Raw genomic sequence first — 19,510 nt, forward strand, 5'->3', positions numbered from 1 at the left:
TCACTCCCCGTGGACGGTCTCTCCCCGCTGGAGGCGCGACGCGATGGTGAACGTCTGCTCGCGCTCTCGGCGCGTGGGCGCGTGCGCCGCCAGGTAGCGCGCGACGGCGACGAAACAGGTCCGCGCGTCCGCGTCCGTCCGGCGGTCGGCCTGCGCGAAGCCCGCTTCGAGCGCCTGGAACGTGTGAAAGCCCGCGTCCTCGCGGACCAGCGCGGCCCCTAACCGCTCTTTCAAGCGCGCGGCGTCGCCGCCGGCGTCGAGCACGTGCGCCGCGAGGCGGCCCGCCTCGTCGACGCTCCCCTCCCGATCCATGGTGTCGTCCAGTTCGTCGAGCAGGGCGTCGACGTCCGCGGACGCGTCGCCCCGGTCGGGGAGCGGGGCCGGCGGGCTGTCGAGAAAGCGGTCGAGGTAGACGTTGACCGCGCCATCGAAGACGGCCTTGTAGACGGCCCGGTCGACGTCGGCCCCCGCGACGCGCTCGGACAGCGCGTGCACCGCGTTCGCGTACGTGAACGTGTGGTGAACCGTATTCCAGTCGGAGAACTCGTTCGCGGTCGAAAAGCGCGCGACGCGCGTGGCGGCGGCCATCGCCACCGCGCGAGCCACCTGCCGCGGCGTCGCGCCCGCGCCGATCGCGTCTTCGAGCGCGCCCACGACGCGGTCCGGGTCGTCCGCGAGAAGCGTCTCGACGAACCCCTCGGGCTCCGTCCACGTCGCCCCCGCGCCGTCGGCCCCCAACTCGTCGAGGCGGTCGAACGCTTCGTCCAGTCGTCCCGCGAGGTCGACTGGCTGTCGCCACGACGACAGCTCCTCGCTCCGCGTCGCGTCCGTGAGGCTCGTCACGAGCGCGGGCAGGACCGCCTCGGCGTGCTCCCAGCCGGCGTGATCGAGCGCCTCGCACGCCTTGTTGATGTAGTCGACCGTGTGCCCGCCGTCGAGGTAGCGGTGGTCGGTCGCCGCGGTCAGCAGGAGACCGGCAAGGGCGTCGTCGTCGGAGCCGGCGGCGATCGCCGTCCGGAGACAGCGCTCGGTGCCGTCGCCGTCCCGGACCTCGACGGTGTCGCGGAGCCACCCCGTGAGCCGGTCGTGGGAGAGCCCGCGCGCTTCGAAGGCGTCCTGGTCGAACCGCGGCGGCTCGCCGGCGCAGTCCGAGGCGACCTCGACGAGCCCTTGGTAGAGCGCCCGCTTTCGGTCCGCGGTTGCGAGCGCGGGCAGGACGTTCGCCATGGCCGTGAGGATCGTCAGTCCCGGCCCCCAGCCGTCGGCGCGGTAGCGCACGCCGAACCGGACGCCGCTCTCGACCGGCTCCGTGGGGGTGACGCCGGCGTCGACGAGGCCGATGACCGACTTGGCGACGACGAGCCGGAGGTTCCGTTCGAGGCCGTCGTCGAGACGGTCGGCCCACCGCGCTTCGGGTGGCCGGTCGTCCTGCGGCCGGGGATCGACGTAGACGGTTCCGTCGACGACCGAGACGGGATACGAGGGGACGTCGTCGGCCCAGGGATCGAACGTGTCGCCGCAGGAGAGGGCGAAGCGCGCGTGGTGCCAGTGACACGTCAGCACGCCGTCGTCGACCGACCCGCGGGCGAGCGGGAACCCCATGTGCGGACAGCGGTTGTCGACGGCGAACACCTCCTCCTCGTGGTGGACGACGAGGATCGCGCGACCGTCGACGCGGACGACGCGGTGGCCCTCCTCGCGGAGGTCGGCGAGCGGGCCCACTTCGTGTGCGTGAGACGGGGGCGACGTACTCATATCCCTGGTAACACACCCCACAGGTAAAACGTTCCCGCGCGGCGGAGAGATGACTGAAGCCACCGGTCTCCGTCGTCGCCTTCGTCCGCCGAACGCGTGGCTCAGAGCCGCTCCCGAACCGTCGGACGACGCTCCGTGCGGAGGCGGCGCGAGGCGACGATCACGACGACCACCCCGGCCGCGCCCGCCGCGTTGACGACGATATCGATGGCCGTGTCGACGGCGTAAAACCGGAGCGACCAGCCGTACCAAAAGCCCTTGAACAGGAACTCGTACACCTCGAATCCCGCGCCGACGGCGGCCACGCCGGTGACGAGCCACCACGGCGTCGTGCGCGCCGGTGTCCGATCCCGAAGACCGAGGAACAGGACGGCGGCGACGCCGGCCCCGCCCGTCGCGTGCGTCAGGAGGTCCCACCAGAACAGCCGGGAGTAGATCCCCCACGCGAGGCCGCCGAAGTGCAACCCCGTCACGAGCGCCGACCAGAGCGCGACCGCCGCCCAGGCGCGAGCCGCCGGCCCGCGGCGCCGGAGGTCGGCCCGGAGGCGCGTGACGATCGCCCGGGGCCAGGAGCCGACGTCGGACGGGGAACCGGGCGTGGCCCGCGTCGCCAGCGCCGCCGCCAGCGTGACGACCACCGACCCGACGCCGACGAGGAGTTGCGGCGAGGTGTGAGGGATCGATCCCATCGCATCGGGCGTCTCCCACGTCGCAAGTAGTTCTTCCGACGTGACGGCGGGGCTCGGGGCCACAACCGGAGGTCGCCTCGTTCATCGACAACGGTGAGCGCCCGACCGTGGCAGACGACGCCGTCGCGGTCGCTCGCGTCACACAGCCGGGGAACAGTTAACTGTCCGTCGCCGCTGTCAACGCCATGGCAACTTCTGACAGGGAGCTCTCGACGACGACGAGCCTCTGCCCCACCTGTCTCGCACGCGTCCCCGGCACGTACGAGGCGCGCGACGATGCCGTCTACCTCTCCCGGGACTGTCCCGAACACGGAATCAGTCGCCGCAAAGTGTGGGACTCGCTCGACCACTGGGAGTGGGCCGGCGAGTTCAGCCCCGACGTCCCCGAGCGTGACCCGCCCGAGCGCGACGACGGGAGCGACCTCGCGGTCGACAACGATCACGCCTGTCTCGCCGTCGTCGAGGTGACCCAGGCGTGTAACCTCTCGTGTTCGTACTGTTTCGCCAGTTCGGGCCCGGGCGGGCGCGAACTCGCCTTCGGCGAGGTCGTCAACCTGCTCGACGTCGTGCTCGACAGCGGCGGCCCTCGTCCGATCCAGTTTTCGGGCGGGGAGCCAACGATCCGCGACGACCTGCCCGAGCTCGTCGAGACGGCGGTACGGAAGGGGTTCGACCACGTCGAGGTCAACACGAACGGGATCGTCCTCGCCCGCGAGGACGGCTACGCCGACCGGCTCGTCGAGGCGGGCGTCACCGCGATATACCTCCAGTTCGACGGGCTCCGGGCGGAGACCTACCGCGAGATCCGCGACGCCGACGTCCTCGAAGACAAACACGCGGCGATCGAGGCGTGTCGCCGCGCCGACCTGCCGGTGATCCTCGTGCCGACCGTAGTTCCGGGGGTCAACGACGACGAGATGGGGGCGATCGTCGAGTTCGCCGTGGCGAACCGCGACGTGGTGCGTTCGGTCAACTTCCAGCCGGTCTCGCACTTCGGTCGCTACGCCGACGTCGACGCCAACGGCCGCTTCTCGCTCGACACGGCGGCGACGCGCCTGGCCGAACAGCTCGACGCGCTCGAACCGAGAGATCTCCTGCCGGCCCCCTGCTGTTCGGCGTACTGCCAGTCGGGGACGGCGCTCGTCCCGACGGGGGACGGCGACAGCGACGACGCAGACGACCTGGTCCCGCTGACGCGCTTTCTCGACCAGGGGCTCTGGCGGTCGGTCCTCGGGGGCGTCGACGAGGCCGACTGGATGGAGTTCCTCGCGAAGACCGACGTCGGCCGCGAGAGCGCCTGCGGTATGAGCGGCTGTTGCGGCCCCGTGAGCCCCTCGACGGAGGAGACGACAGATCTGTTCGACTCGGTGCTCCCCGTCACGCTCACCGGCTTCATGGACGTCGACGCCGCCGACGTCGAGCGGCTGGGCAACTGCTGTCTCTCCGTCCCCACGCCCGGTGGGGAGCTGGTCCCCTTCTGTGGGTACAACATGACGACCGACGACGGCGCGTACGCCCTTCGGTCGAGATACGGCTGGGGCGGGCGCGAGCGCGTCGCCCCAGGGTCGGAACTGGAGCCGGAGCCCGAACTCCGGTCGGAGAGCGACGATGACTGACTCCAGAGCGCGCGCCGGTCCTCCCGGGAGGACGCGCCCGTGCTGAACGTTCTCGACGCGGCGATGGCCGACCCCTGGGGGGTGCTCAGGACGGTCCTGGGCGACCCGCTCCACCCGGGCGGGGAGGACGCCACGCGGGCACTGCTCGACCGCGCGGGCGTCACGCGGGGGACGCGACTCCTCGACGTCGGCTGCGGCGCGGGCGGATCGCTCGCGCTCGCCAACGAACGCGGTGCCAGCGCGGTCGGCCTCGACCACGACCCGCGCGGCTCGGGGACCGTCCGGGGGGAACTGGCGTCTCTGCCGTTCCGCGACGCGAGTGTCGACGTCGTGCTCGCCGAGTGCGTGCTGTGTCTCGCGGACCTCGATCGGGGGCTCGCGGAAGCCCGCCGCGTCCTCGACGCCGGCGGGCGACTCGCCCTGTCGGACGTGGTCGTCGCGGGGGATCTGCTCGACCTTCCGTCCGGGCTGACGGAGGCGCTCTGCCTCTCCAGCGCGCGCGAGCGCGAGCGGCTCCTCGGGCGCGTCGCGGCGGCGAGCTTTTCGGTCGAGAGCGTCGCGGACCACCGCGAGGACCTGCTGGCGATGCGCGACCGTGCTGCGAGTCGGGTGGACTACGCCGGGCTCCTCGGGGCGTTCGGCGAGCGCGGTCGACGGCTCCGTACCGGGATCGAGGAGCTGGAGGCGGCGGTCGAGGACGGTCGCGTGGGGTACGTCTCGGTCGTCGCCACAGCCGAGTGAGCAGTTCCTCGCGAACGACCCGCGGCTCCACGCCACTGGGCGACCGCTCTCGCGGGCCGGTCGGCGTGCCCCCGGTCGCGGTGCGTTCCCATCGCGTGAGAGTCGTCGAAATAATGAGTATCGTTGCGGTCGAACAGGAGCGTGCAATGACACGTATCCTCGTCGCGATCGACGGCTCCGACACTGCCCAGGAAGCGTTCTCGTTCGCGCTCGATCGCCACGCTGACGCCGACCTGACCGCCATCGCGGTGGTCGACCCGACGGCGTTCGCCCAGGGCACAGTGGAGATGGCACAGCCGAACGTCGACGCCTGGCGCGAGAAGGCCGAGGGGGAGATCGGTTCCGTCCTCGACGAGGCCGTGGACCAGGCCGAGGCGGCCGGTGTCGCGCTGGAGACGGAACTCGTCTACGGCTCGGCCGCCCGGGCGATCGTCAACTACGCCGAGGAGAACGACTTCGATCAGATCATCGTCGGGAGCCACGGCCGCGACGGCGTCTCCCGCGTCCTCCTCGGGAGCGTCGCCGAGACGGTCGTCCGACGGTCGTCCGTTCCAGTGACCGTCGTCCGGTAACGTAACTGGCGACTCCTCCTTCCCGCTCGATTCGCGACGGACGACAGCTGAGCCCTCGTCGGTCCACCGGGTCGACGTCCACGAGAGACGGACAGTCAAGATGACGAATGGATAGATATCAGTACAATTACCGTGGCAAAAAGGTATTAAGTGCGATGGCGACTGAACATCGTTCACTGAATGCTCGGATCTGGTAACAAAGACGACGCTCGTTCTACGTCTCACTCGCACACGCAGCACATCGAATGCGAACTGTGTGAAGAGGTGCGCCTGTGTACCGAACGCTGCAGTATGGTCACCTGTCAGGACTGCCAGGCCGACTTTCTGCCGCGGAGACGGTTCCTGTAGCGGGCACCCTCACGGCCACGTCCGCGGCTCCCGATCCGACCGCGGCCCCCGCTCACACCGGGACGACGAACCGGACGAGCCAGAGCGCGACCAGTCCGACGACGATGGTCGCCGTGACGTCACCCGTGCGCCAGGCGACGATCGTCGCGGCCGCCCCCGCGAGGAGGCGATCGGCGGTGAGCGTGCCGACGACCGTGGGCTCGACGGAGACGATGCTCGGTACGACGAGCGCGGCGAGCACCGCGGCGGGGACGTACCGTAGCGCACGCGTCACGGCCGGTGGCACCGCGTCGATCCGGCCGAACAGGTAGATGAACGAGAGCCGAACGAGGTAGGTCGCCACGCCGACCGCGACGATCGCCGTCCAGACGCTCAGCGGGCCGTACGCGGTCGCGACCACGAACGCGTCGGTCACTGGCCGGCCCCCCGTTCGACCGCGAGCCCGACGCCGACGCCGACGATCGCGGCGACCGGGAGCCCGAGTTGGTACGGCAGCCCGGTCCCGGCGAGCGCGACGACACCCGCGGCGAGGCCCGCGGCGGTGGTCGGACGGTCCTCGAGCCGCGGCACGAGGAGTGCGAGAAAGACGAGCGGGACGGCGAAGTCGAGTCCCCAGGCGTCGGGGACGCCCCGCCCGAGGCCGACGCCGACGGCGGTGGCGACGACCCAGACGACCCAGACGCTCGCCCCGACGCCGAGGTAGAACCAGTCCCGCCCGCCCGCCGGATCGTCGGCGTCCGCCTCTGGCGTCGTCGATCCGTCCCGCTCTCGGTCGTGGCCGGCCGCCTCGTCGTCGGGCTCGTCAGCCGTGTACCGCGCGATCGCGACGGCGTACGCCTGGTCCGTGAGGAAGTACGCGAGCACGGCCTTCCAGCGCGATCGGTACCGCTGGAAGTACGGGGCGATCGAGGCCGAGTACATGAGCATCCGGAGGTTGATGACGACGCCGGTGAGGACGACGACGAAAAGCGGCGTGTCGCTCCGCAGGAGGTCGATGATCGCCAGCTGGGCGGCCCCGGCGAAGACGACGACCGACATCCCGAGTGCCGCGACCGGCGAGAGCCCCGCGTCGACCGCGGCGACACCCGCGACGAGGCCGAACGGGACGATGCCGACGAGGAGGGGGAGCGACGCGCGCACCCCGGCTCGGACGGGGGGTGGAAGGCGAGCCATATCTCCCGGACGAGACGCGGCCGAAAACCCCTTTCCGTTCGTCGCGCTCGTGGCGTTCGCCCGCCGACGCCGTCACGAGCCGGCCGGTCGCGACTCCGTGGCTCCGACCGGTGGCTACGCGGACGCGTCTCCGCCGTCGATCCCGTCACCGTCCTCTCCTTCGACGCCGATCACGACCGCACTCCGGATGTCGAGGGCGCTCTCGAACTCCTCGCGGCGCTCCTGTCGACTCCCGACCCGCCGGAGTTGCTCCTCGTGGGCGCGTCGGACGGCCTCGCGCTCCCGTCTCGTGAGGTCGAGCCGCCTCCCGACCTCCTCCCAGTGGTCGGGCGGGACGAGAAAGGTCCAGCGGTCGGGGGACTCGTCGACCGCCTCGTACGCGCGACGATACGTTGCAAGCCGCGGGCCGAGGTCGGCCTGGACGCGGTCGACGAGCGCCGGTAGCTCTCGCGCCGCGACGCTGGCTTTCGCCGCCGTGAGCAACAGCACCTGTCCGTCGAGCGGATCGCCCCGGGCCATCTCAACCGCCGGCGCGCATCGCCTTCTGTGCGAACTGTTCGACGAGCGGTTCGAGTACGTCGTCGTCGCCCTCGAAGACGACGTCGACCTCGTTGAGGCTGAGCGTCGGGCCGACGGTGGCTTTCGACTCCGACAGCGACGCCTGCCAGTCGTCGCCGACGACGCGGTCCTCGGCGACCACCTCGCCCCCGAGGTTCGTCAGATAGTGAACCGCCAGCCGCTGTGAGATGCCCCGGAACGACCGTTCGATCCTCATTCGATCCCCCCGGCCACCGGCGGGAAGACGCTCACCGTGTCGCCGTCGTCGACAGACGTGTCGATCCCGTCTATGTGTAATACCTCTCGTCCGTTCTTCAGCACGTTGATCTGCGGCTTGAGATCGCCGTCGACGAGGAGTTCGCCGCCGAGCGCCTCGTACTCCGTCTCCAGGCCGCGGAGCACCTCTCCGACGGTCGTCCCGTCGGCGAACTCGCGCTCGATGGTCTTCGAGCCGACGATCTCCCGGAAGGTAGCGAAGAACTTCAGCGTGATCTGCATGGGTGGAGGGTACGCTGCCACGGATAAAAACGTACGCCGAGTCGGGCGCGCGGCGCGAACGGCCGCCGAGCCGGGTGTCAGTCCCCGCTCTTGCCGAACCGGATGCCGTCCTCGACGAGGCGGTGGTTGCGCTCGCGGTCGACGTGTCCCGCGAGCCAGTCGTGTTCGTGGAGCTGGAGGATGAGGTCGGCCTGGAGGTTCCGCCAGGCGATGGCGTAGATGGGCGACTGCCCCCACGCGCGCAGTTCCGGGACGAACTCGTCGTACCGGTCGAGGTGTTCCTCTAGACGTTCGAGCGCGTCGACGACGTGACTCGCCGCCTCCGACTCCGACGCCGCGGCGTCGATGGCCCGGTTCAACTGGGACTCCATCCCGGCGACCGCCCGCTTCATGTCCTGTGCGGCGTCGCCCTCCTCGTCCGGCAGCGACTCCAGGATCTGTTGGGGGACCCCGAGTTCGACGTGTTCGTCGACCATACCTCCCAGGAGGGGAGAGGGCGACAAAAAGCTGGTCACACGAGCCGACCGCCGCCTCGCCGCCGTGGTCGCAGTGGCGCCACTCGCACGGCGTGTGTCACTCCTCGCGGCGTGGGTCCTCCCGCGCGGGCGCTCCCGTGTCGGGGGCGTCTCCGTCGCCGTCGACGAACGCCCGGAGCTCCGTCCCACAAGACCGACACAACAGCTCTCGGATGCGCCCCTCGGCGTCGAGGACGTCGACGACGGCGTAGACGTCACCGGGTTCGATGGCCGCGCCACAGCGGCGGCAGTGGTGGGTACGACGGACCACGCCGGCGAGAGGCGGCCCAGGGTGAAAAACGGCGGGCCGACGCGGATGCCGCGGGAGTCGACGGGGGAAGGATCGTCGGGAGTCGACGGCGGACGGACCGTCAGTCGTCGGCCGCCAGCAGCTCGCGGGCGGCGTCGACCAGGTCGTCGCCGTAGCTCGCTCGCGCCGCGGACTCGGTCACCTTGCCCTGTCTGAGGTCGTCGGCCAGGGCGGCCGGCTCACGCTCTCTCGGGGCTCCGTACCCGCCCGCGCCCGGGGTTCGGAGGCTCACCGTCGTCCCCGGCGGCAGGTCGTGCGTCGACTTTCCCGGGATGCGCACGCCGTCGTCCCCGTCGTCCGGACCGGCGTCGGCGTCGATCCGGGAGGCCACCCCCGGTTCGCCGTCCGCGCCGCCGGCGAGCCCGTAGGGCGCGTGTCGCTGTCGATCCGCCAGCAGCGAGAACGTCGCCGTGTGGCCGCGGACCGCGATATCCCGACGGAGGCCGAGGCCGCCGCGGAACCGACCCGCGCCCCCGGAGTCCGGGCGGAGTTCGTACCGCTCGACGCGGAGCGGGTAGGCGGTTTCGAGCACCTCGACGGGCGTGTTCCGCGTGTTCGACATGTGGACGTGGACGCCGTCCATGCCATCCTTCCCGTCGCGACCGCCGAAGCCGCCTCCCTGCGTCTCGTAGAAGGCGTAGGGCGAGCCGACCGTCTCGGCCGCGCCGTCGTCCCCCGCGGCCCTACGGGGGTCCGTGCCGCCGAAGGTGACGTTGTTCATCGTCCCCTGCGACCCGGCGAGCACCCGCGAGACGTCCGCCTCGGCGAACGCGCCGAGGACGACGTCGGTCACGCGCTGGGAGGTCTCGAGGTTCCCCCCGACGACGGCGGCGGGCGGCTCCGGGTCGACGAGGCTCCGTTCGGGGGTCTCGACGGTGATGGGGCGGTAACAGCCGTGGTTCGGTGGGATGGACGGGTCCGTCACGCACCGCACGGCGTAGTAGGTCGCCGACGCCGTCACCGCGAAGACGGCGTTGATCGGGCCCGCGGTCTGCGGTGCGGTCCCGGCGAAGTCGACGTGGACCTCGTCGTCGTCGACCGTCACGGCCGCGCGGACCGGGAGGTCCTCGTTGCCCTTGCCGTCGTCGTCGAGGACGTCCTCGAACGTGTACGTCCCGTCCGGGAGCGACTCGATCTCGGCGCGCATCCGCCGCTCGGAGTAGTCTTTGATCTCCGCCAGCGCCGGCGCGAGCGTGTCGCCGTACTTCTCGGCGAGCGCGGAAAAACGGCGGCGACCGGTCGCGTTGGCGGCCTCCTGCGCGCGGAGGTCGCCGCGGCGCTCGTCGGGCGTGCGGACGTTGGCGAGGATCATCGACAGGACGTCCTCGTCGACGGTTCCTCTCGACGCGAACTTCACCGGCGGGATGCGCAGGCCCTCCTGGTAGATCTCGGTCGAGTCCGCGGCGACCGAGCCCGCTCGCGAGCCGCCGATGTCGGCGTGGTGGGCGCGGTTGGCCGCGTAGGCGACCACGTCGCCGTCGACGAACACCGGCGAGACGAGCGTGAGATCCGGCAGGTGTGCCCCGCCGCGGAACGGGTCGTTGAGCAGGACCGAGTCGCCCGGTTCGAGCTCGGCTGGCGGGAAGCGCTTGACGGCCGCGGCCACGGAGAAGGGCATCGCACCGAGGTGGACGGGCATGGTCTCGGCCTGGGAGATCATCTCCCCCGCGGCGTCGAACAGCGCACACGAGCAGTCGCGGCGCTCCTTGATGTTCGGCGAGTAGCCCGTCCGGACGAGGGTGGCGTTCATCTCCTCGGCGACGGCGATGCAGGCGTTCCGGACGACTTCGAGCGTGACGGAGTCGACGCCCGCGTCCGCGTCCTCGCTCACGCGTCCACCTCCACGATCAGGTTAGCGTCCCCGTCCACGCGCACCCGCTGGCCGGGGTGGACGACGGTCGTCGACTCGCGCCCTTCGACGACGGCCGGGCCGCCGAACGTCGACCCCGTCGGCAGGCGCGTCCGGTCGTACACCGGCGTGTCGCACGGCTCGCCGTCGTACACCACGGGGCGTCGTTCGAGGCGGGCGTCGTCGACGGAGCCCCGTGACCCTTCGGGGCGGAGCTCCGGCGTCTCGACGACGCCGCGCGCGCGCAGCCTGAGGGTTACGAGTTCGACCGGCTCCTCGGGGTACGCGTGGCCGTACCGCTTGCGGTGACGTTCGTGGAAGCGCTCGCGGACCGTCGCCAGCGCGGCCTCGTCCACGTCGGCGGGGGCCGGAACGCGCAGCTCGAACGACTGGCCGACGTACCGGAGATCCATCGACGGCTCGAACCGCATCGCCTCGGGAGCGAGCCCCTCGGCTTCGAGCTGTCGCCGGCCCCTCGCGACGAACGACGCGAATGTCTCTGTGAGTTCGTCCGCGTCGACCCCGTCCAGGCGACGGACGCGGGAGGCGGAGTGGTCGTAGAGGATGTCGCTGATGAGGAGCCCGAGTGCCGAGAGGACCCCGGCCGTCCGCGGGACCACGACGCAGGGGATGTCGAGTTCGGCCGCGAGCTTCGGCGCGTGGAGCGGCCCGGCCCCGCCGAAGGCGACGAGGCCGAACTCACGGGGGTCGTGGCCGCGCTCGATCGAGACCACCCGCAAGGCCCGCTCCATGTTCGCGTTCGCGACGTCGAGGATGCCCTGTGCGGCCGTCTCGACGTCGACGCCGAGGTCGTCGGCGACGTGGCGCTCGACCGCGCGCTCGACGTCGGTGGACGCCGTGTCGAGTCCGTCCGCGAGGAACGACGCGGGGTCGATGCGTCCCAGGACGGCGTGGGCGTCCGTGATCGTGGGGCGGGCTCCACCGCGGCCGTAACAGACCGGGCCGGGATCGGCCCCCGCCGACTTCGGGCCGACGCGGAGCGCGCCGCCGGCGTCGACCCACGCGATGGAGCCGCCGCCGGCACCCACGGTGTGGATGTCGACCATCGGCACCGAGACGGGATACTCACCCACCTCGACGTCGGTCGAGACGAGCGGGTCGCCCCCCTCGACCAGGGAGACGTCACAGGAGGTCCCGCCCATGTCCATCGTGATGACGTCGTCGTACCCCCCGCGGGACGCCACGTAGGTGGCCCCCTGGACGCCCGCCGCGGGCCCCGACAGGAGCGTGTTCACCGGCCGCTCGCGGGCCGTGTCGGCCGTGATGATGCCGCCGTTCGACTGCATGACCTTCAGCGGCGCGTCGACGCCGATGGCGTCGATTTCGGACTCGAGGTCGCCGACGTAGCGGTCCATCACCGGTTTGAGCGCGGCGTTCAGCGCCGTCGTCAGCGTGCGTTCGTACTCGCGGATCTCCGGGAGCACGCTCGACGACAGCGAGAAGGAGGCGTCGACGCCTTCCTCCCTGAGCAGTTCGCGGACGCGGCGCTCGTGGCTGTCGTCCTCGAAGGGGTACAACAGCGAGACGGCGACGCTCTCGACCGCAGACAGGTCGTCCGCCAGCGCGCGAACGGCGGCCTCGTCGAGCGGCTTCACCACTTGCCCGCGCTCGTCGAGGCGTTCCGGCACCTCGAAGCGCCGGTGGCGTTCGACGACCGGTGTGGGCTTTTCGGCCTGGAAGTCGTAGATGTCCGGGCGGGCCTGCCGGCCGATCTCGAGCACGTCGCGGAACCCCTCGGTGGTGACGAGGGCGGTGTCGGCCCACTCGCCCTCGAGCACGGCGTTGGTCGCGACGGTCGTGCCGTGGCCGAGGAACACGACGGCTCCGGGGGTGACGCCGTCCCGCGCCTCGACGTCCCGGAGGCCGTCGATGACCCCCCGTTCGGGGGCGGCGGGCGTCGACGGCGTCTTCGAGACGCGGACTCGTCCGTCGCGGATCGTGACGAGGTCGGTGAACGTCCCGCCGACGTCGACGCCGACGCGCACGTCGCTCTCCTCGGCCGTGCTCATCGGTCAGCCCCTTGCGCGGTCGGTGTGTGCGTCCGCGCCCCTCGGGGGACGCCGCCACGTCCCCGGTTCGCTCGCCCGCTGTCCGGTCCCGGAGTGGGTTGCTCCACCGCTCGGTGGACGGCGACCACCCGCTGGTTCATCATAGAGTGACAACCCCGGTCGGAAGTAAATAGTTCACGCCGCGGGGGGACTGCCGTCCGTTCGGCCGCCTACCGTTCTTCGACGTGCCGGACCTCGACGGCGATCCCGCGGGTCGACCCCCGCATCTCGGGACCCGACATCTCGGCGCGGCCCACGCCGAACGCCTTCGGCCCCGTGACGACGACCTCGTCGCCGACGCGGATCTCCGAGGAGGCATCGACGACGCCCGGCGCGAGCACCGACCCGTGGGGGACGAAGCCGTCGATCTCGACGGTCTTCGTCGGCGCGTCGCTCTCCAGCCAGCGCCGCGCTCCGGCGAGCGTAAAGGCGAGCACGCCGTACTGCGGGACCATCGTCGCCAGTTGCTCGCCGTCGGTGTCGCGGACCTGGAGTTTGGGGTGGCGCGCCGTCGTCTGGATCGTCCCCGGCTCGAACACCTCGTCGCCAGCGCCGTCGCCGAACATGTAGTCGGCGATCGCGCGCACCGTGTTGTGCTCGCGCGTCCGCTTTCGGTACGTCATCTCGCCGTCGAGCGCCTCGGCGAGGTTCGACAGCGACTCCTCGGTCGTGGGGTGGTCGACGACCGTGTACTCGAAGTCGAGATCCAGCGCGTCTTCCACGCGCTCGCAGATCTCGCGGTAGCCCTCGCTCGGGACGTGCGCGACGACCTTCGGGTACGAGTTCCGGTCGAGATACCGTCGCAGCACCTCGACGACGAACCGCTTTTCGTCCTCGCTCCACCGGCCCGTCACCACCGAGTCGTAGTGCTGGGCCGGGTAGGTGAGTTCGAGTTCCTGGGGGACGACGCCGATGGGGGAGGTCATCGAGACGAGGTGTGCGCGGAAGCCGATCGCGCCGTGGAACTGCCCGTGTGACTGGGATTCGCTGTACGGCTTGCGGGCCGAACACGGCACCAGCACGAGCGGCCGGTCGAACCGGTTTCGGTACCGCGTCGTGACGCGCTCGGCGAACCGCTGGATCTCGACGCGCCGGATCGTGTCCTCGCTCGCCGAGAGGAGTTCGGCGTCGCGGACGACGGGGGTCCGCTGTTCGAGGTACGCGTACTGCCCGTCGAGCGTCCGGAACGCGGCCGTACACCACGCCTCGTGGCGGGCCTGCCCCTCGACGTAGTCGCGGAGCCGCCCGTCGCGGATCCGCCGTCGGACCCGCGCGAGTTCCGCCGCGAGCGCGTTGACGTTGTGGGTCGCACAGTCGCCGCGGGTGAAGCTCTCTCGCGGCCCCTGACAGGCCGGACAGGCGCAGGGGAGTTCGTCGAGGTCCTCGAGGAAGTACTCGCCGTCGGTCGCCAGATACCGGCCCTGTCGGCCCTTCACGCGGGCGCGTTTGCCGTCGACGAGATCCACGCCCGCGAAGACGAGCGTGGCGACGTTCGCCGGCGTGGCGACGCCGGCGAGATACAGCGCCGTGTCGGCCGGCGTCGACTCACGGACCGCCCGGATCGAGTCGACGAACGCCGAGGCGTGACCGACGACGCCGGTCGCGTCGCCGAGGACGTACGCGTCCGCGCCGTGGTCGGTCGCCGTCTCAGCCGTGACGACGGCGGCGCTCGGGAAGTCGACGTCGGGGTACTGGACGGCAAACGACTCCTGGACCTCCGCCCGCGTGCCGGCGGGGAACGCGCGGTGTGGCAGCACCGTGAGCGCCTCGTCGCTCCCCTCGGGCGCCGTCCGGCCCTCGCTCCAGAGGCTGCCGGCGTCGACGACGACCTCGTCGGCGAGGGCGGGCGTCGTGAGCGGGGTCGAGAGGCGGAGTTCGCCGATGCGCGCGGCCCCGTCGCGCGCGTGCACCTCGAAGTAGTCGGTCATAGTCGCCGTCCGGCGTGGAGGGAGAACTATCTTGCCTTCTGGTCGCTCTCGCTCGCCGCACGGCGTCGGACCGGGTCGTCGCGGTCACGCCGCCTGGCCACGGTTCAACGACACCGCTCTCTCGCCGTCGATCACGACGTCGAGCTGGTTGAACCACCGTTCGGGCCGGAACTCCCTCGCCAGCACGGGCTCGCCGTCAAGCCGGACCGTCACCCGGTACGGGACGCCGCTCCCGTCGTCGGGCGGCAGTTCGCCGAGCCGCTCGAACGCGTCGGACGCGACGTCGACCGTCTCGGTGACGCGGAGCCGCTCCCCGCGGACGACCCACACTGTGGCCGTGTGCGAGACGTCGTCGCGGTTGACGGCAAGCATCGTGACCGAGTCGCTGCGGCCGCCGACACAGCCCGCGAGCGGGACGGCTCCGAGGGCACAGGCGAGAAAGCCACGTCGGTTCACGGGCCGAGGTCGTCCGCCTCCGGAGAAAAAGTGTCGCCGGGGGCGCGTTTCGGCACGCGACGCCCCGCCCGCCCGATCGGAGTCGGTGTCCGAGATCGGTCGTCCCGCGGCGGCCGAGTCTCGTCGCGTTCCACGCGCGGTCGACGGACCAACACGTCGGGTCGCACCACTGGTCGCGTCCGCAGATCACGCCTACTCGGGGCGACATTCCTCGAGCACGCTCGTCCCCGACCCCGATTTCGACTCCCACGCCCACTCCTCGTGGAGCCGGAGCCGCCCGTCGTCGAGGCGTTCGATCCGGTCGCGGGACCGCCCGGTCGCGGTCTCCCCGTCGGCCGTCACGTGGGCGTAGCGAAACCGGAGTTCGTCCCCGAGGTGGTGGCCGACGAGGTGTCCCAGCCGGACGTCGCCACCCTCGTACCGGGCGTGGATCAGATCGTCCGTCTGGTCGAACCGGAAGGTCGTCGCGTTCCCGACGTCGCCGTCGCCGTCGTTCCGCACCGACTCGAACACCCGCCCGTCGACCGAGGGTGCCCCCGAAGGATCGGTCATGATCCGTCGGGTCACCCTCGCGACGCATAAACCCCGCCGTCGCCGGTGTCCGGCCCTGCGACGGGCTCGCATCGACCGTTCGCGTCGGTGGCCGGTGGCTCCACGGCTCGCGCCGGTGGCTCCTTGTGGCTCGGGCGCGTACCCGGCCGAACAGGACCGTGATGCCACCGCTCCTCCGCCGCTGTCCCGACTGCGGGTTCGTCGGGCTCTCCCGCCGGTTCGCCCGCGCCGACGACCCGCGGTACGTGGCGTGTCCCGTCTGTGGGTTCCGCTTCGAGCCGGTCGACCAGCCGTGGCTCGCGTGACCGCGCCGCCGCCGAACCCGCAGGGCCGGCCGTCGGCGGCGCGGACGGCCCGCTCTTCCCCGTGCGCCCGGGAGGACCGCTCGCTCCCTCTCCCCGCCGTCGTGTCACACGGTATCGCGCGTCTCCAATGACTTAACCGTCCGCCCATCGTACGAAGAGTAATGAGTGAAGAACGAGAACAGAAGAACTTGCGAATGCCGAACAGCGACGAGCTGTTCGCGGTAGTCACAGAACACAACGGTGGAAACCACGTCCGTGTCCGGTGTGAGGACGGCAAGAACCGGATGGGCCGCATCCCCGGCCGGATGAAGTACCGCACCTGGATCAACGAGGGCGACGTCGTCCTCGTCGAACCGTGGGACTGGCAGGACGAGAAGGCCAACATCGAGTGGCGCTACACGGGCCAGGACGCCGACCAGCTCCGCCGCGAAGGCCACATCGACTGATCTAGCGGGACTCCGCAGCGTACCGTTCGATTCACGCCCCGAGCGACGACTGTCGTGTCCGTTCGGAACACCACCCGGAGGACCCGTCGGGGTCCGAGCTTACTCGCCACGCTCGGCTTCGAGCGCCCTGAGCGTCTCGTAGGCGTCGACCGCGTACGTCATCGCGGGTCCACCGCCCATGACGACGGCGATCTTCAGTGTGTCGACCACCTCCTCGTGGCTCGCGCCGGCCTCGAGCGCGGCGTCGGTGTGCCAGAGGATGCAGTGTTCACACCGGACGGCGACCGCGATGGCGAGCGACATCAGTTCTTTCGTCTTGTTGTCGATGACGTCTGTCGACTCCGCGGAGTGGATGAAGCCCGCGAACTGTTCTAACTCCGGCGCCTCTTCGATCAGCTCTCCCATCGTCCGTTTGAACTCCGAGAGGTTCTCTGTGTAGGACATCGGTCAACGGTTCGATGGCCGACGAAAAGAACGGGCACGCTCGTCCCCAGCTTTCGGGAACGACCCCGCGCCGGATCCGACACGGCTCCGTGGCTCGGCGGGCAGAGCCGGCCGACGGCCCGCTCCCGCCTGTGCCCGTCGGCGGCTCGCCCCGCCCGTCGCGGCGCTACGCGTCCTCGACCCCGTGAGGGGCGGGGAACGCACGTTCGCCCGCCTCGATACGGACGTCGAGCCAGTTCTCCGTCGGCACGAGCGGACACTCGTACGCCGGGTTGTACGCACACGTCGGGTTGTACGCCCGGTTGAAGTCGACGACCCACGTGTCCTCGGCGGTGCGGTGGTGGTCGGGTTCGAGGTCGAGGTACCGGCCGGCGCCGTACGTCTCCTCGCCGCTGGTCTCGTCGCGGAACGGGACCCACAGCCGGTCGCTCCCGTCCGCGGGCCGGTACGCGTGCAGCGTCACGGACTCGCCGCCGACCGTCAGGTGGAACTCGCCGTACCGCCGGTAGCGCTGCTCGCCTTCGGCGGTCGTTCCGACCGTCACCTCCTCGGGGTCGTCGTACGCGTGCAGTTCGAGTTCGTAACGGTACGCGGGGTCGGGATCGTAGTAGTCGAGCCCGGGGAACGCCTCGCCGCGGCGGTCCGGTGGCAACGGCGACTGAGGGCCGTCCCGGAAGAAGCGTGCTTTCTTCTCGCGTTCCCGTTCGACCGCCGCCTCCCAGCCGTCCGGCGCGTCTGTCGTGGTCATCGTGATGAGTGGTGTGTCGGTGAGTCGGATTCGATCGCCCGATGCGTCGTTCGACGGTGTCCCGTCGCCGCTGTAGTATTGTCCGTCTGGCACACAATAAACCCTTCCGTCGGGCGTGCGTGACCACGTTTTAGAGGCTGCCGCACACACTGGGGAGCATGATAGTCGGCCGTCGGCCCGCGGCCCCGAGTGTGCCGCCCGATACCTCGCAGGCGACGCCCGGCGCAGGCGAGAGCGTCGCGAGCGTCCCCCCAGTCGCTCTCGTCCCTCCCCGACCTGACCGGCGCGTTCGGTGGACGGCGGCCGCCGACCGTCCGATCCCGGCGTGGCGATGAGTTCCGTCCGTCGGCAGCTGGCCCGACTGCTCGGGAACGAGGAGGTCCGCTCGATCGCCCGCCGGTACTTCGTCTCGAACGGCTTCGACGGGACGCTCACGGGCATCGGTGTCGTCGTCGGCGCGGTCCTCTCGGGTGTCCCCGACGGCCTCACGGTAATCAAGATCGGTCTCGGTGCCGCGGTCGGGCTGGGCACGTCGGCCGTCTGGAGCGTCTGGGAGATCGAACGGGCCGAGACCAGGGCCGCCATCGACCGGCTCGAACGGGCGATGCTCACCGACCTCGACGACACCCGCGTCGAGCGCGAACGGTCGAGCGCCCGGCTCTTCCACGCGACGATGAGCGGGCTCGGCCCACTCATCGGCATCCTCGTCCCGCTCGTCCCGTTTCTCCTCGTCGGCGGGGTGTTCACGCTGGTCGAAGCGGCGGTCGTCGCCGTCGGCATCGGGATCGGCATCCTCGGCGTCTTCGGCGCGTACATGGGCTCGATCTCGGGCCAGCGGTGGTACGTCGCGGCGGTCCGCATGGCGCTTGCGGGACTGGTCGTCGCGCTGATCAACGTCGCCCTGCCGGGGTGAACGAGCCGGTCGCCGCCTCGCGTCACGATGGGCCGCTGCCGAGCGTTCCGTCGAGCGCCGACACGACGGCGTCGAGGCCCTCGACGTCGGCGCGGTCGGAGCGCAGTTTCGGGCGCCACCACGCGGTCGGCACCAACACGAGCGCGTCGTCGGTCACCGAGTAGCCCTCGAACGCGTCCCACGGCAGGAGACGACGGTGAAGCGGCCGCTCGACGACGACGCCCGCGTCGGTCACGCGAAACGTCCGCGGCGTCGCCGCGCTCGCGAGCGGCGTCCAGAGGAACGCGATCAGGTAGGCGGAGTCCGCCCAGCCGGCCCGAGAGACGACCTGCGCGACGACGGCGACGAGCGCGCTCGCAAGGCCGAGGAGCATCGCACCGACCGCGAGTCGACGCCACCGCGGCGGCCAGCGCGCCTCCCACCGTGCGAACTCGGTCGCGCCTGCCGAGGCATCGTCGGCGTGTCTGGTCCGACTCATCACCACGAACGGGAGTCCGAAGAGGACGCCCGTGATCATCGTCACCATCGCCAGCGGCACGACCGTCCGCGGGACCCGCTCGCCGAACCCCAGTGTCACGAACGCGCCGCCGAACACGACGAACGGAACCACGACGAAGAGCCAGGACGCGTCGCTGCGCCCGAGACGGACGGCGAACCCGCGGGTCCGCGAGATACCCCATCCCGCGAGAACAGTCACCGCGGCCCAGACGCCGAGAAACCCGACGTAGAGGGCAGCGGCGTTCTGAACCACGATCGAAGCGACGAGGATCGCGGCCGGCGTGAGGAGCGCAGCGAGGTAGAGACCGCCGACGAACGCGTACTGGGGGTCGGGACGCGCGACGGTCGGGGATCCCGACACGGCCTCGGGTCGCGTCATCACACCAGCCGTCTCCCGTGACGAGCAAAACGCTACCGACCGGGCCCCCTGCGAGTCGGGTCGGACGCGATCGTTCCCCACGACGACCGGGACGCCCCCACCGTCGGCACGCCGTCCGGGACGCACCCCACCGTCGGCACGCCGTCTG

At 71.0% G+C, this 19,510-nt stretch carries 23 protein-coding genes; 6 read left to right on the top strand and 17 right to left on the bottom strand.

What is annotated here, in order from left to right; genetic code table 11:
- Together NKJ07_RS18620 and NKJ07_RS18625 are read right to left on the bottom strand one after the other, a co-directional pair.
- Complete coding sequence (locus tag NKJ07_RS18620; RefSeq protein ID WP_318568281.1) at positions 1 to 1,755, bottom strand: Rieske (2Fe-2S) protein; 1,755 nt, start codon at positions 1,753 to 1,755, stop codon at positions 1 to 3.
- A 101-nt stretch (positions 1,756 to 1,856) separates the two neighbouring features.
- Positions 1,857 to 2,507, bottom strand: a complete 651-nt coding sequence (locus NKJ07_RS18625) for a DUF2238 domain-containing protein (RefSeq protein ID WP_318568282.1) — start codon at positions 2,505 to 2,507, stop codon at positions 1,857 to 1,859.
- Between the two features lie 122 nt (positions 2,508 to 2,629).
- Here NKJ07_RS18625 and NKJ07_RS18630 point away from each other — a divergent pair, with 122 nt between their 5' ends.
- From NKJ07_RS18630 to NKJ07_RS18640, 3 genes are all read left to right on the top strand, one after another.
- Positions 2,630 to 4,060 (top strand): radical SAM protein, encoded by a 1,431-nt coding sequence (locus NKJ07_RS18630; RefSeq protein WP_318568283.1) that lies wholly within the window; start codon positions 2,630 to 2,632, stop codon positions 4,058 to 4,060.
- A gap of 39 nt (positions 4,061 to 4,099) precedes the next feature.
- Positions 4,100 to 4,801 carry a class I SAM-dependent methyltransferase gene (locus tag NKJ07_RS18635; protein WP_318568284.1) on the top strand — a complete coding sequence of 234 codons (702 nt, stop codon included), beginning with the start codon at positions 4,100 to 4,102 and terminating at the stop codon, positions 4,799 to 4,801.
- 146 nt (positions 4,802 to 4,947) lie between these two features.
- Complete coding sequence (locus tag NKJ07_RS18640) at positions 4,948 to 5,373, top strand: universal stress protein (RefSeq protein WP_318568285.1); 426 nt, start codon at positions 4,948 to 4,950, stop codon at positions 5,371 to 5,373.
- 400 nt (positions 5,374 to 5,773) lie between these two features.
- Here NKJ07_RS18640 and NKJ07_RS18645 read toward each other — a convergent pair whose 3' ends face one another.
- From NKJ07_RS18645 to NKJ07_RS18700, 12 genes are all read right to left on the bottom strand, one after another.
- Complete coding sequence (locus tag NKJ07_RS18645; protein ID WP_318568286.1) at positions 5,774 to 6,136, bottom strand: AzlD domain-containing protein; 363 nt, start codon at positions 6,134 to 6,136, stop codon at positions 5,774 to 5,776.
- A complete protein-coding gene (locus NKJ07_RS18650; RefSeq protein WP_318568287.1) occupies positions 6,133 to 6,894 on the bottom strand; it encodes an AzlC family ABC transporter permease in 762 nt (253 codons plus the stop codon). The genes NKJ07_RS18645 and NKJ07_RS18650 overlap by 4 nt, the downstream gene beginning before the upstream one ends.
- Before the next feature lie 114 nt (positions 6,895 to 7,008).
- Complete coding sequence (locus NKJ07_RS18655) at positions 7,009 to 7,413, bottom strand: DUF8048 family protein (protein WP_318568288.1); 405 nt, start codon at positions 7,411 to 7,413, stop codon at positions 7,009 to 7,011.
- A gap of 1 nt (position 7,414) precedes the next feature.
- On the bottom strand, positions 7,415 to 7,669 hold the full coding sequence (locus tag NKJ07_RS18660) for a MoaD-like domain-containing protein (protein ID WP_318568289.1): 255 nt from the start codon (positions 7,667 to 7,669) through the stop codon (positions 7,415 to 7,417).
- Entirely contained in the window at positions 7,666 to 7,950 is a 285-nt protein-coding gene (locus NKJ07_RS18665) for a ubiquitin-like small modifier protein 1 (RefSeq protein WP_318568290.1), read from the bottom strand. Before NKJ07_RS18665 ends, NKJ07_RS18660 begins: the two co-directional genes overlap by 4 nt.
- A 77-nt stretch (positions 7,951 to 8,027) precedes the next feature.
- Complete coding sequence (locus NKJ07_RS18670; protein ID WP_318568291.1) at positions 8,028 to 8,426, bottom strand: DUF7971 family protein; 399 nt, start codon at positions 8,424 to 8,426, stop codon at positions 8,028 to 8,030.
- Positions 8,427 to 8,523: 97 nt separating this feature from the next.
- On the bottom strand, positions 8,524 to 8,736 hold the full coding sequence (locus NKJ07_RS18675) for a hypothetical protein (protein ID WP_318568292.1): 213 nt from the start codon (positions 8,734 to 8,736) through the stop codon (positions 8,524 to 8,526).
- A gap of 100 nt (positions 8,737 to 8,836) precedes the next feature.
- Positions 8,837 to 10,525 (bottom strand): hydantoinase B/oxoprolinase family protein, encoded by a 1,689-nt coding sequence (locus NKJ07_RS18680; RefSeq protein ID WP_318570495.1) that lies wholly within the window; start codon positions 10,523 to 10,525, stop codon positions 8,837 to 8,839.
- Between the two features lie 77 nt (positions 10,526 to 10,602).
- A complete protein-coding gene (locus tag NKJ07_RS18685) occupies positions 10,603 to 12,654 on the bottom strand; it encodes a hydantoinase/oxoprolinase family protein (protein WP_318568293.1) in 2,052 nt (683 codons plus the stop codon).
- Between the two features lie 209 nt (positions 12,655 to 12,863).
- A complete protein-coding gene (gene arcS / locus NKJ07_RS18690) occupies positions 12,864 to 14,621 on the bottom strand; it encodes an archaeosine synthase subunit alpha (protein WP_318568294.1) in 1,758 nt (585 codons plus the stop codon).
- A gap of 84 nt (positions 14,622 to 14,705) precedes the next feature.
- On the bottom strand, positions 14,706 to 15,077 hold the full coding sequence (locus NKJ07_RS18695; RefSeq protein WP_318568295.1) for an Ig-like domain-containing protein: 372 nt from the start codon (positions 15,075 to 15,077) through the stop codon (positions 14,706 to 14,708).
- 192 nt (positions 15,078 to 15,269) lie between these two features.
- Complete coding sequence (locus NKJ07_RS18700) at positions 15,270 to 15,629, bottom strand: avidin-fold protein (protein WP_318568296.1); 360 nt, start codon at positions 15,627 to 15,629, stop codon at positions 15,270 to 15,272.
- 161 nt (positions 15,630 to 15,790) lie between these two features.
- On the opposite strand from NKJ07_RS18700, the gene NKJ07_RS18705 reads away from it, so the two are divergent.
- Both NKJ07_RS18705 and eif1A read left to right on the top strand, forming a co-directional pair.
- Entirely contained in the window at positions 15,791 to 15,934 is a 144-nt protein-coding gene (locus NKJ07_RS18705) for a hypothetical protein (RefSeq protein ID WP_318568297.1), read from the top strand.
- A 161-nt stretch (positions 15,935 to 16,095) separates the two neighbouring features.
- A complete protein-coding gene (gene eif1A, locus NKJ07_RS18710; RefSeq protein WP_425504687.1) occupies positions 16,096 to 16,380 on the top strand; it encodes a translation initiation factor eIF-1A in 285 nt (94 codons plus the stop codon).
- 99 nt (positions 16,381 to 16,479) lie between these two features.
- Here eif1A and NKJ07_RS18715 read toward each other — a convergent pair whose 3' ends face one another.
- Both NKJ07_RS18715 and NKJ07_RS18720 read right to left on the bottom strand, forming a co-directional pair.
- A complete protein-coding gene (locus NKJ07_RS18715) occupies positions 16,480 to 16,824 on the bottom strand; it encodes a carboxymuconolactone decarboxylase family protein (RefSeq protein ID WP_318568298.1) in 345 nt (114 codons plus the stop codon).
- Positions 16,825 to 16,990: 166 nt separating this feature from the next.
- Positions 16,991 to 17,572: a DUF1684 domain-containing protein gene (locus tag NKJ07_RS18720; protein WP_318570497.1), complete on the bottom strand. Its 582-nt coding sequence runs from the start codon at positions 17,570 to 17,572 to the stop codon at positions 16,991 to 16,993.
- A gap of 331 nt (positions 17,573 to 17,903) precedes the next feature.
- On the opposite strand from NKJ07_RS18720, the gene NKJ07_RS18725 reads away from it, so the two are divergent.
- On the top strand, positions 17,904 to 18,485 hold the full coding sequence (locus NKJ07_RS18725; protein ID WP_318568299.1) for a VIT1/CCC1 transporter family protein: 582 nt from the start codon (positions 17,904 to 17,906) through the stop codon (positions 18,483 to 18,485).
- Positions 18,486 to 18,507: 22 nt separating this feature from the next.
- Here NKJ07_RS18725 and NKJ07_RS18730 read toward each other — a convergent pair whose 3' ends face one another.
- Complete coding sequence (locus tag NKJ07_RS18730) at positions 18,508 to 19,362, bottom strand: hypothetical protein (protein ID WP_318568300.1); 855 nt, start codon at positions 19,360 to 19,362, stop codon at positions 18,508 to 18,510.
- Positions 19,363 to 19,510 lie beyond the last annotated feature (148 nt).

The organism is Salinigranum marinum (genome assembly GCF_024228675.1).
Lineage (GTDB): Archaea > Halobacteriota > Halobacteria > Halobacteriales > Haloferacaceae > Salinigranum > Salinigranum marinum.